Origin of the sequence: Propionibacterium acidifaciens DSM 21887 (genome assembly GCF_000426605.1) — a bacterium.
Lineage (GTDB): Bacteria > Actinomycetota > Actinomycetes > Propionibacteriales > Propionibacteriaceae > Propionibacterium > Propionibacterium acidifaciens.
Map to the genome: position 1 here is coordinate 52,169 of NZ_AUFR01000002.1, position 13,347 is coordinate 65,515.

The window sequence follows — 13,347 nt, forward strand, 5'->3', positions numbered from 1 at the left end:
GTCACATGCCCGTCCGGGCCCGTCTGGGACGTCTGCCGGCCCGCCGCGTCGTACCCGGCGGTCGTGACCCTGCCCAGCGCGTCCGTCGCCTCGACCACCCGGCCGAGCCGGTCGCGCCCGTACCGGGTCACCCCGCCGGTCGGGTCCGTCACCGTGACAAGCGCACCGAGCCGGTCGTAGCCGTACCGGGTGACCGCGCCCGTCCCGGAGACGGCCTCGACGAGGTTCCCGGCCCGGTCGTACCGGAACCGGCGCCGCCCGCACACCGGATCGACAAGACCCACGACCCGGCCCGATCCGTCATACCGGTACCTGGTCGTGCCGTACCCGGGGGCGTGCTTCACGGTCACCCGCCCGCACTCGTCGTAGGACCACCAGGCCCGCTCCCCACCAGGCCGGACCTCCTCCACAAGCCTCGAATCCGCGTCATAGCCGAAACAGGCCACCCCGCCCGCCGGGTCGGTCACCCGCGCGAGCCGGCCGCAGACGTCGTAGCCGTACCGGGTGGCAGCCCCCGACGGCCGCACCACAGCGGTGACCCTGCCGGCCGGGTCCCGCACCAGCCGGGTCGTGTTCCCCCCGCCATCGACGAACCCGACCGGCCGACCGCACCGGTCGTACCGGGTCACCCGGTCGGCCCCGTCATCGCCGGTCGTCACGGTGACCCGGCCCAGCCCGTCCGTCCGTACCGCCCCCGACGCGGCCCCGTCCGACACCGTCCGGACCCGCCCCCGGTTGCTCGTGACCCAGTCCACACGCACCCCGGTCGGGTCCACCGTCGCGGCAACCATGCCATTGACGTCGTACTCGCGGCGCCACAGGCCACCGGCCGGGTCCACCGTCGCCACCAACCGGGACAGCCCGTCATGCACATACCGCCACCGGGCCCCGTCCGGCATCACCGCCCCGGCCAGATTCCCCGCATCATCCCACCGGGACGTCACGACCCCGCCCAGCGGATCCGTGAATGTCTCCCGCTCCCCGTGCCCGCCGTACCCGTACCGCCTGCGGCCCCCGTCCGGGTCCACCACACCGGCCAGCCTGCCCCCGGCCGTGTGCTCGAACCGCCACACCGCCCCGTCCGGGTCCCTGCGGGAGACGAGCCGGCCGGCTTGGTCGTAGCGGTACTCGGTCCGGTGCCCCAGCGGGGTGACCGCCGCGACCACACGCCCCGCCCCGTCACGCACCAGCCGGGCCGCATTCCCGTCCCCGTCAGTCGACGACACCAGGTCACCGTGCCCGTCATAACCCAACCGCACCACCACACCGGCCGGATCCACCACCCCGGTCAGCAGGCCCCGATCCCACACCAGCCGGGACACACCCCCGCAGGGGTCCCTCACCGTCGACGGATTCCTGTCCCCGCCCGCATAGCCGTACGAAGTGACCGCTGGCCCCGACCCACCAGCGGCGGCCCCGCTGCCGCTGCCAGTGACGGTGCCGGTGCTGCCGGTGCTGGTGCTGTCGGTTTTGCCGGTGGCGGCCCCGCTGGTGGCGGTTCTGTTGTTGTTTGTGGTGGTGTCGGTGACGGTGACCCGCACCACCCGGTCCAGGCCGTCCCATTCGTAGTCGGTGCGGGCCCCCGACGCCTCCAGGCGCGTGACCAGCCGGCCCCGCCCGTCATACCGGAAAACAGTCACCGCCCCGTCGCGGCCGGTCACCAGGGTCCGGTTGCCCCACCGGTCCCAACCGATGGACTGCCGGGCCCCGTCCGCGTCCACCATCCCGACCAGACGGCCCCGCTGGTCATGGATCCACGTGTTCGCCCGGCCCCCATCCCCATCAGCCACCTGCGTGATGTTCCCCGGCAGATACGTGTAGTGCGAGGTACGGCCGAACCGGGACCGCTGCGACACCACCTGCCCCCGCCCGTTGTAGGCGTTGACCACCTCGACCACACCATCCGGATCCACCACCTGCGCGATGAGGCCCTGTTCGTTCCATCCGTACCGGCGGGCCCCGCCGGCAGAAGCGGCTTCCGTGAGTCTGCCGGCCGGGTCGTAGGCGTAGTCCACCCGCCGTCCGTCGTTGGCGGCCAGGGCGGTGATCCGCGTGTGCTGGTCATTCCACTCGATGGTGATGGCCCGGCCTCGCTCGTGGGACAGGCCCACCAGCCGGTCACCATCCCACCGGTAGTCCACCCTGGTCCCCGCGCCCCGAGACACCGACACGGGCCTGCCGGCCCGGTCGAACACCCACCGGCCACCCGCATTGTCCGACACCACGAACACCCCGACACCAGCGCCCGCGACAGCAGAAGCGGCGCCCGCGGGGGCCGCTGCGTCGCCGATGGAGCCGTCACCGGTGGCAGGGGAGCTCCCGTCAACGGCACCAGTAGCAGCAGTGGGGGTAGTGGCAGCGTTCCTGCTGGCGGCGTCTGCGGCAACAGCGGCCTCGGCGGTGGGGCCGGTGCCGCCGGCGGCACCGCCGGTGCCATCGGTGGTGTGGAGCCAGAAACTGTCGCCGTCGGCCCGGTCCCAGCCGCCACCGAGTCTCGGGAACACGATGTGGCGTCCGGATGGCTGGACCCACACCGCCCCGTCCTCGTCGATGGTCAGCCGCTGGTCGGCGGTGGAGGCCCAGCCGGGCCCGAACGCGCCGATGCCGGCCGACAGGGAGTTGTACATGCGGTCGAACCCCAACGACGCGGCCCCGCCGTCGAACGACAGGTCGGTCTCCGGTTCGATGAAGTTCCCGGTCGTGGTGTTCACCGGGTCGTCCGCATACCCGGAGGTCTGGGGGTCGCCCAGGATGCTCGGGGCGGTCACGTCGACCGGCCGGCGGGCCTGGTCCACCCCGGCGGCCTGCAGGGATGCGTCGATCGCCGCGTCCGAGACCGTGGAGACGACCCCCGAGGCGCCGGCGGCCTCGAACGCGGCCGCGACCGTGTCGACCCAGCGGGTCTCGTTCGTGTTGTTCGCCCCGAACGAGGCCAGCGCGCCCGTGATCCCGGACGCGTCGATGCTGCACCACGAGCACCGCTCGGCGAAGTCGGCGATCGCCCCCTCCAGGGCGCCCTTCTGGGTGGTGACCGTGTCGTTGGCGCCGGTCACGTTCGACGAGTACGTCCGCAGATCGTCCGGCCGGGCCGAGGACACCGCCCCCGCCGGGCCCGGGGCCGGCTCGGACCAGGGTGTGGTCGTCGGCTCGTGGGGCTCCGGCAGCGGCACCTGGGCCGGGCCCGAGGGGGCTTGTCGCCGTTGGTCACCCAGTCCCAGCCCCTCTTGAGAATGTTCTCCCGATCCTGCCGGTCGGCCCACTCCTTGGCCTGCCTCCTCCGCTCGCGTTCGGCCTGGGCGGCCTCCTTCAGCTTCTGCACCTCGGCCGCGAGATCGTCCAACGCCGATGCGATGTTCGTGCAGTCCGTCGAGGCTGTTTTCGCGTTCGCGTCGAACACGTCCGCGTAATGCCCCTCGAAATCCGCCGACGCCGCCGACGCCCACCCCGCCCGCGAGGCCGCCTGACCCGTCAGGGTGCCCGACAGCGCCGACGCCGCCGACCTCAACGCATCAGCCGTCGCATCATCAAAAGCAACCGGCTCGTCATAGGCTCCCAGCCTGTCCGAGTACTCGGCCACGACACGATCCCTCCCACACGGCACTGACGGGCCAGCACCAGGGGGCGGGCGGCCACACCGACGCTAAACCCGGGCGCCGACACGGCGCCATGGGCTCCCGGCCCGGGTGGGGAGGGAATCAGGGAGACCCCTCAGGGGGGCGAGGCCAGGGGCCCAGGAGGCGCACAGGACACGGCGTGCCGGGACGAGCTGCCCGGCTGCGACGAGATCCCGGGCCACGGACGCTCGGATCATGTCAGATTCTCGGGGTCGGCCTCCCCGCTCGTCGTCGCACGGGCCGGCGCCCGCCGCGGGCCAGTACACCGGCCACGTCGGGTCCGAAGAAGTCCGGTCCCTTGAGCACCTTGCCGTCCGCGCGGTGGATGGGCCGCCCGTCGGCGCCCAGCTTCGACATGTTCGAGCGCTGCACCTCGGCCAACACGCCCGGCAGGTCGATGCCGGTTTCCAGGGCCATGCCGTAGATGACGTAGACGAGGTCGGCCAGCGCGTCGGCGGTCTCGACCAGGTCGCGTTCGTCCTCGTCGACGGCGATGGCCCTCGTGAAGGCCTCCTCGAGGATCCCGCGGGAGGAGGGGCCGTAGACCGCGCCGACGAGCTCGGCGAACTCCTCGGCGATGAGGCTCATGCGCATGTGCAGGTGCTCGCGGTCCAGGCTCGGGCCGTCGGTGACGATCGGCAGGCCGTAGACGCGGTGGAAGCGCGCCACGAGGCCCTCGGGGCAGTCGCCCTCGCGGGTGGCGGTGGCGTCGGTCGGGGTCGCCTCGCGTTCGAAGGCCGGGGCGCCCGGGCGCGACAGCGGGCCGTCCCAGGGGTCCTGCGGGGCGCGCGGGTCGCTCGGCAGCAGGTCGGCCAGCCACATGTCGTGGCGTCTTTCACCGTCGGCGGCGGCGCTGCGCAGCCGACCCTGCTTGCGGAAGCCCAGTCGCCAGGCGATCCGCCAGCTCGCCCAGTTCGGGACGCCGTCATGGACCTCGGCCCGCCACAGCAGGCGCTGCGCGGCGATCCCGCCGTCCGGGTCGAGGGCCGCGTCGACGAGGGCCCGCACCGCGCGGGTGGTCAGGCCCCTGCCGCGCGCCGCCTCGCTCGTCCAGTAGCCGATCTCCCAGGTGCCGAACGGGCGCGCGGTAAGGCTCACCATGCCGATCGGTTCGAGCCCCCGCCCCGGGCGCACCGCCCACATCGGGTGCGCCCCGGTCCGCCAGCCCTCCTTCGTCGCCACCGTCACGAGGCGCTGCGCGTCGTTCCGGGTGAAGCCGGTCGGGATCGTCGTCCAGGCGGCGATGCTCGGCTCGGCGCAGATGCGCGCGAAGGCGTCGGTGTCGTCCCCGGTCGGGGCCGACAGCACCAGCCCGCCCGCGGTGATGAGGAAGGGCTCCATGTCGGGTGAGCCTACTGCGGCCGTGGTCCCCGGACGGCCCCGGGCGGACGAGGGGCCCCGCCAATCGGCGGGGCCCCTCCTGTCGACTCTCGGGGTCAGCGGAGCGCCTTGGTGAAGCCCGCCGCCTCGGCGGCCTCGGTGGAGACGAACCACACGTCGGCGTTGGTGCGGCTGTAGCCGGCGCCGTCGGGGGTGTGGTACTTCATCGAGCGTTCGTTGCCCTTGGTCGTGTAACCCTCGGGCGGATTGGCGCCGACGTAGGAGCCGGGGCCGTAATCCCTGGTCGTGCCCTGCCCGGCGGGCTCGGCGGGCGCCTCTGCAGCCTCCTCCACGGCGGTTTCAGGCTCGGCGACGGAGTCGCTGAAGTCGGTGGTCACGTCGTCGTCGCCGAAGGCGCCGCTGGGCTCGTGCGGGGTCCAGCCGTCGTCCTTGGGCAGGAGGATCTGGCGGACGACGAGGAAGACGGCGCCGATCACGGCGATGATACCGAGACCGGTCAGCAGCCGGTGGTGCTTCTTGGCCGGACGGGCGGCCTCGGGCAAGTGCCTTTTCACCGAATCGGGCAGTTCGTCGGCCCTCTCGCGCACGGCGTCGGTGCACGTGCCGTCGCCCGCCTTCTCGAGCACCTCCAGGATGGTGTCGCGCGTCTGGTCGTACAGGGGGCCGGCCTTCTCGGCGGCGGAGCTGATGGCCTCGCGGGCGTTCTCGCCGGCGGCCGCCATGGACGTCCTGAGAGTCTTCCTCGACATGGGATTCTCCGATCCTCGGTGGGTGCTCGTGGTCGAGCCTGCTCGTGATCGAGCTGATGCCAGGCTACAGGCGGGTGGCCCGTCGTACGAGGGCGGATGGCCGGGCTCAGGGTCGATCGGGACCGGGGTGCCGGTCTCACCGGGCGGGGATGGGCCCCGCCGGCTCGGGGACGGCCGGTTTTGCCCGGTCTGAGAGGATGGACGCCGTTCTCGTACGACAGCTGGAGGGGGAGGAACGTGACGCAGGCCGTCCTGCACACCAACCACGGCGACATCGCGCTCGACCTGTTCGACGACTTCGCGCCCAAGACGGTGGCGAACTTCGTGGAGCTGGCCAACGGAACGCGCGAGTACCTCGACATGACCACGGGGAAGAGGGCGACCGGCCCGTTCTACGACGGCACGGTCTTCCACCGCGTCATCGACGGCTTCATGATCCAGGGCGGCGATCCCACGGGCACCGGTCGTGGCGGCCCCGGCTACCGCTTCGCCGACGAGTTCTACCCCGACCTCACCTTCACCAAGCCCTATCTGCTCGCCATGGCGAACGCCGGCCCGGGCACCAACGGCTCGCAGTTCTTCATCACGGTGGCCCCCACCCCGCACCTCAACATGCGCCACACGATTTTCGGCGAGGTCGCCGACGCGGACTCGAGGAAGGTCGTCGACGAGATCGCCGCCGTGGAGACCGGCCCGATGGACCGTCCCGTCGAGGACGTCGTCATCGACAGGGTCGAGATCATCTGAGCCCCCGGCACCGGGATGGGGCGGCGATGAGCGGTCGGTCCGCCCTCGGCCGGGCACTGCTGGGCGCCCTCGCCGTGGCGCTCGCCGCGCCGCTGGCCGCCTGCTCGCCGTCCGGACCGTCGAGCGCCGACGACGCGCTGGCGGTGCTCGACTCGTCCATCGCGGCGGGCGACCGCGAGCGCTTCGACACGGCCCTCGACCGGACGGTCCCGCAGTCCACCCGGGACATGTGGTGGTCCAACCTCGGTCGGCTGTCCGACGTCGACTTCGAGCGGACCGGGGACGGCTGGCGGGTCCGCTGGTCGGTGCCCGGCGAGCGGGCCGTCGCCACCGAGGCCGTGAGCATCGCCACAGCGTGCGCCGGCAGCGTCTGCCGGATCACCGGGATCGGGGCGGCGTCCGGCCCGGCCCCCGCCTGGCTCGTCGAACCGACCGACGTCGTTTCCGTCGACGGCGCGGTGCTGATCGTCGGCCGGGGCGCGCCCGACCTGTCGGCCGCGGCGTCGATGGCGTCGTCGGCGGCGCGCGATGCGGGCATGTCCCTGCTGACCGTCGACCCCGATGCGCCGCTCGTCCTCGAGGTGCCCGCCGCCGACAGCACGTACGCCCTGGTCACCGGCATGTCGGCAGCCCGCACGCAGGGTCTCGGGGCCCTCACCCAGCGCGAGGGCGGCGCCCCCCGCATCGTCGTCAACCCGGCCCGGGCCGGCCTGTGGAGCCCCTCGCAGGCGAACATGCTCCTCACCCACGAGTCGGTGCACTGGCGCCTGTCCGACCTCGGGGCGCCGGTCGGCGGCAACGAGTGGGTCAGCGAGGGCCTGGCCGAGTGGCTCGGCCTGCCCCGCGACGCCGACGAGGCCGCCGCGAGCCGGGCGCGGGTCGCCCGGGCCTGCCGCGACACCGACGGCGCACCGGTCCTGCCCGCCGACGAGCAGTTCTCGTCCACCGACGACGCCGACGCCCTGCGCGACGCCTACGCCCTCAGCTGGGCCGCCGTCGACGAGCTCGTCGACGAGAACGGGGCCGAGGCGGCCGGAGCCCTCGTCGAGCAGCTGTGGACGACGCCCGCGGAGCAGCTGGGCGGGGCCGCCGATCCGCTCCCGCGCTGGTGCGCCGCGAACAGCTCCTGACCATCGCCTCACGCGGCCCGGACGGGGCGACTCGGTGGGATGCCGTCGGCCGTCGACGGCCGGCCCGAGCGCCGCCCGGGCCGGGACGAGCGGTGCGCACTTCACCCGTGCGCTCCGCCGCGGGTGCTGTCCGGGCCGGATGAACGTTGCCTGAGCAGGCATGGGGGTCCTCCCGGGCCCCGTCCCTCCGGGGCCGAGTCCTCTCCGGCGGCGCCGACGCCGCCGATAGAGTGGACGGCGTGTGGTACCGCTTCTTCAAGTACGCGCTGTTCCGTCCCGGCGTGAGGCTGCTCATGCACCCCGAGCTGGTGGACGAGCGGAACATCCCCGCCACCGGCCCCGCGGTCCTCGCGAGCAACCACCTCGACGCCGGCGACACCTTCACCCTCCCGGCGCTCATGCGGCGCCGCCTCATCTGGCCCGCCAAGAAGGAGCTCTTCGAGGGCAAGGGTCTGCGGATGCGCATCGTCGCCCGTTTCCTGCGCGCCGTCGGCATGGTGCCGCTCGACCGCTCCGGCGGTCGGGCCAGCGTCGACGCCATGGGGCCGGTCGAGGCCGAACTGGCCGCCGGCAATCTCATCGGCATCTTCCCCGAGGGCACGCGCACCCCGGACGGAAGGCTCTACCGCGGCCACACCGGCGTCGCACGCCTCGCCCTCGAGAACGGCGTGCCCGTCGTGCCCGTCGGCATGGTCAACACCCGGCTGCGCCGGGGCCCGCTGGGACTGCCCACCATGAAGGGCGCCCGCATCGTCATCGGCGCCCCGCTCGACTACACGCCATGGCGGGGCCAGGCCGATTCGGTGCGCGTGCTGCGCTGGGTGACCGACGACGTCATGGCCCACATCCAGCAGCTGAGCGGTCAGGAGTACGTCAACGTCTACGCCTCGCGCGTGAAGTACGGCAACCTCAAGGGCAAGGACCTCACCGGCCATCTGCGCGCCAGGGCCGACGAGGGCCTCGAGGCCCCGCCCACCGACGCGGAGCTGGCCGCCCGGGACGCCGGGTCCGCCGAACGGTCCAGGGCCGGCGAGAGCCATGACTGACGAGAACCGCTACGACGACCCGATGGCCCCCGACGAGGAGCCCGCGCCGGTCCCCGGGGAGGAGGCCGGGCCCGGCTCCCAGATCACTCCGGATGAACTGACCCGCGTCGAGCAGCTCGACGCGCCCGGGCGCGTCCGCGCCGCCTGGGGCTGGACCCGCCGGGCCGCCAGGACCACCCAGCAGGCCCTGTCCGTGCACGCCGAGGGTCTCGAGAGGCTGCCCGACGGTGCGGCGATCCTCGCCGCCAACCACGTCTGGGCCGGCGACTTCACCCGCCTCTGCGCGGCGCTCGACCGTCCGCTCCACCTGGCCACGGCCTCGGCAAACCGCCTGCTGCGCCGCCGCGTCCCCATCGACGACCCGGCCCAGGGCGACGACGCGGCCCGGGTGCTCGCCGACGGCGGCCTCGTCGTCGTCTTCCCCGAGGGCGCCCCCAGCCCCGACGGCGACATCCACCGCGGCGGCACCGACGTGGCCTGGCTGGCGCTGACCGCCAAGGTGCCGGTCGTGCCCGTCGGCATCGTCCCCGCGGCGGCCGGCCCCCGGCTGCTCGAGCCGCTCACCCGCCGCGCCCTCGGCCCCACCGTCGTCGTCGGCGAGCCCCTGGACTTCTCGCGCTTCTGGGAGACCCCGGCGCTCAGTTACGCCCTCGACGGGGTGCTGCTGCGCGGCGCGACCGACGAGATCATGGGCGCGATCGCGGCCCTGACCGGGCTGCCCTACGTCGACACCACGCCGGCGCGGGCCGCCGAGCTCGCGGCCGCGGCCCGTCGGCAGAACGCCTGGGCGAGGGCGCGCGCGTACCCGACGCTCTCCCAGCTGCGCCGCGCCGAGGCCGAGCGCCGGGAGATGCTGCGCGAACGCGACGAGCAGGACCTGGCCCGCGCGGCCGCCGAGGCGCAGGCCAGGGCCCGGGGCGGGCACTGAGCCGGTCCGGGCCCGGCTGCGGGGCCGGGTGATGACCGCCGGGGACCTGTCCGAAACCTGGGCGGCGCCGTGAAACCCCTGGCCGAAGGGCCCACGGGACGGAGCCCCGAACAGGCATCCGGATGCGGAAGTATCCTTGGGAAGGTGCCCGAACTGATTCCTTCGCTGACCGATCTGCACGCCATGCCCCAGGTCCAGCAGCCGCACTACGACGCCGCCGAAGCCGCCCGGGTCGTCAACGAGTTGCGCTGTCTGCCGCCGCTCGTGTTCGCCGGCGAATGCGACGACCTGCGCGAGCACATCGCCCAGGCCGCCGACGGCAGGGCCTTCATCCTCCAGGGCGGCGACTGCGCCGAGACCTTCGACGGCGTCCAGGCCAACCAGATCAAGGCCAAGCTGCGCGTCCTGCTCGCGATGAGTGTCGTGCTCACCTATGCGGCGCAGGTGCCGGTCGTGAAGATCGGCCGCCTGGCCGGCCAGTACGCCAAGCCCCGCAGCAAGGACACCGAGACCCGTGGAGACGTCACGCTGCCGGCCTACCGCGGCGACGCCGTGAACGGCTTCGCCTTCACCGCGGAGGCCCGCCGCCACGACCCGCAGCGCCTCATCGACATGTACAACGCCTCGGCGGCCACCCTCAACCTCGTGCGCGCCTTCGTCAAAGGCGGTTTCGCCGACCTGCGGCAGTTGCACGCCTGGAACGCCAGCTTCGTCAAGGACTCGCACGTCGAGGACGACTATGAGCGCGTCGCCGACGAGATCCAGCGCGCCCTCGGCTTCATGACCGCCTGCGGCGTCGACGCCGACACCATGCGCACCGTCGACTTCTACGCCAGTCACGAGGCCCTGCTGCTCGACTACGAATACGCGATGACCCGCATCGACTCGCGCAGCGCCCTGCCGTACGACACCTCCGGCCACATGGTCTGGATCGGCGAGCGCACCCGTCAGCCCGACGGCGCCCAGGCGGAGCTGCTCAGCCACGTGCACAACCCGCTGGGCATCAAGCTCGGCCCGTCGGCGACCGCCGCCGACGCCCTCGCCATTGCCGACCGGCTCGACCCCGCCCGCGTGCCGGGCCGCATCACCCTCATCACCCGTATGGGAGCCGAGAGGGTGCGCGACCGGCTGCCCGCCCTCGTCGAGGGGGTCGAGGCCTCGGGGCGCAGGGTGGCCTGGGTGTGCGATCCCATGCACGGCAACACCTTCGAGACGCCCAAGGGCTTCAAGACCCGCGAGTACGCGGCCGTCGTCGCCGAGCTCAACGGCTTCTTCGACGTCCACGAGCAGCTCGGCACCTGGCCCGGCGGCGTCCACATGGAGCTCACCGGCGACGACGTCACCGAGTGCCTGGGCGGCGCCTTCCAGCTGTCCGAGGCCGACCTCGCCGAGCGCTACGAGACCACTTGTGATCCGCGCCTGAACCGCAACCAGAGCCTCGAGATGGCGTTCATGATCGCCGAGCGCCTCAACGCCTACCGCGCCAAGTACGCCCCACCCGAGCCACCCGAGCCCGCGCCCGACTGGTACGGGTGAAGCCGCGTCGTCAGTCCCGGACGGCGGTGAACCTGGAGACCAGCCCGGTGCGCCAGGAGCCGTCGGGGTAGGAGACCTTCAGCTCGACGTCGACGCTCGTGCCCGCCTTGACGGAGGCGTCGGCCGTGGCGGTCACCCGCCCTGTCGACCCGTCGACGGCGACGGACCAGCCCTGCGGGGCCGACCAGCCCGGGGCGAGGGAGAAGACCGTCCCGTCCGGCATCGTCCGGTCGCCGGTCTGGTCCGCGGAGGCGGAGGATCCGGTCGTGACCTCCTGAGTCTCGTAGGCGGGGGAGTGGGCCCGGTGGTAGACGTCGAGGCGGAGCGAGCCCACCTGCTCGCGGGTCCCGCTCGGATAGGCTGCCTCGACGTCGAACTCGTAGCGCCCGATCGGCGTCTGCTCGCTCGTCGTCCCCGTGATGGCCCCGGTCGCCGGGTCGAGCTCGAGGAAGTCGGGCAGACCCGTGGCCGTGAACACGGTCCCCTCGGGGATCCCGGTGCCGGTCCGCCCGGTGGCCGGCTGGTACTTCGACGCCAGCCGGTAGCTCACCGCATGACCGCCGGGCACCGCCTCGTGGGTCTGCACGTAGCTGGGCCGTTCGGATGGGTCGGAGCAGGTGCTGGCGTCGACCGAGAAGTAGCTGTAGATCGTCTTGGACGAGCCGTCCGGGAACCCGGAGACCGTCACCGGGACCTTCTGGATGCCCGAGGCGCTGGCCTCCTTGCACATGGACAGGGTCTCGATGTAGGCGGTGCTGCGACCGGCCTGGTCCCGGTAGGTCACGAGTTCCGGGTTCAGCCCGGTGCTGTCGGGCTTCGGCCAGTCGAGCGAGTAGGACAGCGTGTAGTCGTCGTGGCCCTCCGGCAGGACCAGGTAGTCGTGGGTCCGCGTCCACAGGGTCCGGGGGTTGAGGTCAACGGGCACCGGGTTGTTCGCGCTCGAGCCGAAGCGCACGTCGTAGCCCTCGGCCTCGGCGGCGGAGGCGGACGGGGCGTCGAGGACGAGCGCTCCGCCCGCCAACGACAGCGCGGCGAGGACGGCCGTGACTCGGCGCGGTGCCCGGCGCGGTGCGCCGGGGCGAGGATCGGATGCTGCCATGGGGGACTCCTTCCCGGCAGGGACCATCGGGTGGACCGCTCGCCGCGGCGAGCGGCGAATCCCGTAGTGACCCGCGTGATGCTGTTTCCGGAACGGTTCTCGATCCTAGGGTTCCGGCGGGTCGTCCCGTGGGGGGCGCGCGGTTTTTCGGGGTGCCGCTCGCGGGGCGGGAGGGGGATGTCCCGGTGTTCGGACCGGGCCCTCTCAGGGGCATAGTGGGGGCATGCAGATCACGCGTTTCGGTCATTCCTGCCTTCTGGTCGAGACCGGCCGGGCCAGCATCCTCATCGACCCCGGAGAGTACTCCGACGGCTGGACCGATCTGGACGGGCTGGACGCCGTCCTCATCACGCACCGGCACCCGGACCACGTCGACCCGGCCCGCTTCCCGCAGTTCATCGCCGAGCGCCCGGGTCTGCCCGTACATGCCGAGAAGGGGGTCCTCGAGGACCTCCCGGCGGTCGGGGGCGCGGTCCTGAGCGCCGGGACGCGGATCACCGTCGAGGACGTTACGGTCACCGCCGTCGGCGGAGAGCACGCGGTGATCCATCCGGAGATCCCGCGCATCGGCAACGTCGGCCTGATCATCGCGGGCCCCGGTGAGCCGGTGCTGTTCCATCCCGGGGACGAGATCGACACCGCGCCCGAGGGCGTCGACGTGCTCGCCGTGCCGATGATGGCCCCGTGGAGCAAGATCGGCGAGACCGTCGACTTCGTCCGCTCCGTCGGCGCCCGTTTCGTGATCCCGATCCACGACGGCCTGCTCAACGACCGGGGCTTCGCGCTTCTCGCCGATCGGGTCGCCGCCATGGGCGGCAGCGAGTTCGTGCCGCTCGGCGCGGGCTGGCCCTGGACGGTGCCGGCCGTCCGGTAGCGGCGCGGCCCGGTGGTGGCGCAGTCGGGGTGGGAAAGGGCTGTTCGGTGTCTACCGGGGTGTTCCGGGGCGTCGTGGGCGGCGGTGGGGTCGTGCCGCTCGGCGCGGACCGGCCCTGGGGTGCCGGTCGTCCGGTGGCGGCGCGGCAGACGGTGGTGCGGTCGGCGTCGACCGCCCGGTGAGAAGGGGGTCCGGTGCTCCGGACCGACGACGGCCGGGCGGCTCGCGGGTCGTCGGGACTCACCCGGCTCAGGCGGACGGGGTACGCTGTTCGGGTTGCGCC

General features: G+C 73.0%; 11 protein-coding genes. 6 read left to right on the plus strand and 5 right to left on the minus strand.

The window, feature by feature from the left end; genetic code table 11:
• From K336_RS20320 to K336_RS0101755, 4 genes are all read right to left on the minus strand, one after another.
• A partial coding sequence (locus tag K336_RS20320; RefSeq protein ID WP_211223410.1) for a DUF6531 domain-containing protein occupies nt 1–3,053 on the minus strand: 3,053 nt, incomplete at its 3' end.
• On the minus strand, nt 3,050–3,577 hold the full coding sequence (locus tag K336_RS18315) for a hypothetical protein (protein WP_155944950.1): 528 nt from the start codon (nt 3,575–3,577) through the stop codon (nt 3,050–3,052). The genes K336_RS18315 and K336_RS20320, both read right to left, overlap by 4 nt.
• Nucleotides 3,578–3,812: 235 nt before the next feature.
• Complete coding sequence (locus tag K336_RS13670; RefSeq protein WP_021798305.1) at nt 3,813–4,955, minus strand: bifunctional GNAT family N-acetyltransferase/nucleoside triphosphate pyrophosphohydrolase family protein; 1,143 nt, start codon at nt 4,953–4,955, stop codon at nt 3,813–3,815.
• A gap of 95 nt (nt 4,956–5,050) precedes the next feature.
• A complete protein-coding gene (locus K336_RS0101755; RefSeq protein ID WP_155944951.1) occupies nt 5,051–5,704 on the minus strand; it encodes a sunset domain-containing protein in 654 nt (217 codons plus the stop codon).
• Between the two features lie 237 nt (nt 5,705–5,941).
• On the opposite strand from K336_RS0101755, the gene K336_RS0101760 reads away from it, so the two are divergent.
• The 5 genes from K336_RS0101760 (at nt 5,942) to K336_RS13685 (ending at nt 11,091) form a co-directional block, all read left to right on the plus strand.
• Nucleotides 5,942–6,451 carry a peptidylprolyl isomerase gene (locus tag K336_RS0101760; RefSeq protein WP_028706134.1) on the plus strand — a complete coding sequence of 170 codons (510 nt, stop codon included), beginning with the start codon at nt 5,942–5,944 and terminating at the stop codon, nt 6,449–6,451.
• A 26-nt stretch (nt 6,452–6,477) separates the two neighbouring features.
• Entirely contained in the window at nt 6,478–7,581 is a 1,104-nt protein-coding gene (locus tag K336_RS0101765) for a hypothetical protein (RefSeq protein ID WP_028706135.1), read from the plus strand.
• A gap of 239 nt (nt 7,582–7,820) precedes the next feature.
• Nucleotides 7,821–8,627, plus strand: coding sequence for a lysophospholipid acyltransferase family protein (locus K336_RS13675; RefSeq protein WP_081660509.1), 807 nt, complete (start codon nt 7,821–7,823; stop codon nt 8,625–8,627).
• Nucleotides 8,620–9,555, plus strand: coding sequence for a lysophospholipid acyltransferase family protein (locus tag K336_RS16705; RefSeq protein WP_051245313.1), 936 nt, complete (start codon nt 8,620–8,622; stop codon nt 9,553–9,555). Before K336_RS13675 ends, K336_RS16705 begins: the two co-directional genes overlap by 8 nt.
• A 144-nt stretch (nt 9,556–9,699) precedes the next feature.
• On the plus strand, nt 9,700–11,091 hold the full coding sequence (locus K336_RS13685) for a class II 3-deoxy-7-phosphoheptulonate synthase (protein ID WP_043150047.1): 1,392 nt from the start codon (nt 9,700–9,702) through the stop codon (nt 11,089–11,091).
• Nucleotides 11,092–11,101: 10 nt separating this feature from the next.
• Here the strand turns inward: K336_RS13685 and K336_RS0101785 are convergent, their stop codons facing one another.
• Nucleotides 11,102–12,190, minus strand: coding sequence for a Rib/alpha-like domain-containing protein (locus K336_RS0101785; protein ID WP_028706136.1), 1,089 nt, complete (start codon nt 12,188–12,190; stop codon nt 11,102–11,104).
• A gap of 223 nt (nt 12,191–12,413) precedes the next feature.
• Between K336_RS0101785 and K336_RS0101790 the strand changes: the two genes are divergently transcribed.
• Nucleotides 12,414–13,064, plus strand: coding sequence for an MBL fold metallo-hydrolase (locus K336_RS0101790; RefSeq protein ID WP_021797994.1), 651 nt, complete (start codon nt 12,414–12,416; stop codon nt 13,062–13,064).
• The last annotated feature ends 283 nt before the right edge of the window (nt 13,065–13,347 follow it).

Coding starts and splice junctions, on each gene's coding strand:
- K336_RS0101765 (WP_028706135.1), top strand. CDS start 6,478: ATGAGCGGTCGGTCCGCCCTCGGCCGGGCACTGCTGGGCGCCCTCGCC.
- K336_RS0101790 (WP_021797994.1), top strand. CDS start 12,414: ATGCAGATCACGCGTTTCGGTCATTCCTGCCTTCTGGTCGAGACCGGC.
- K336_RS13670 (WP_021798305.1), bottom strand. CDS start 4,955: ATGGAGCCCTTCCTCATCACCGCGGGCGGGCTGGTGCTGTCGGCCCCG.
- K336_RS16705 (WP_051245313.1), top strand. CDS start 8,620: ATGACTGACGAGAACCGCTACGACGACCCGATGGCCCCCGACGAGGAG.
- K336_RS0101755 (WP_155944951.1), bottom strand. CDS start 5,704: ATGTCGAGGAAGACTCTCAGGACGTCCATGGCGGCCGCCGGCGAGAAC.
- K336_RS0101785 (WP_028706136.1), bottom strand. CDS start 12,190: ATGGCAGCATCCGATCCTCGCCCCGGCGCACCGCGCCGGGCACCGCGC.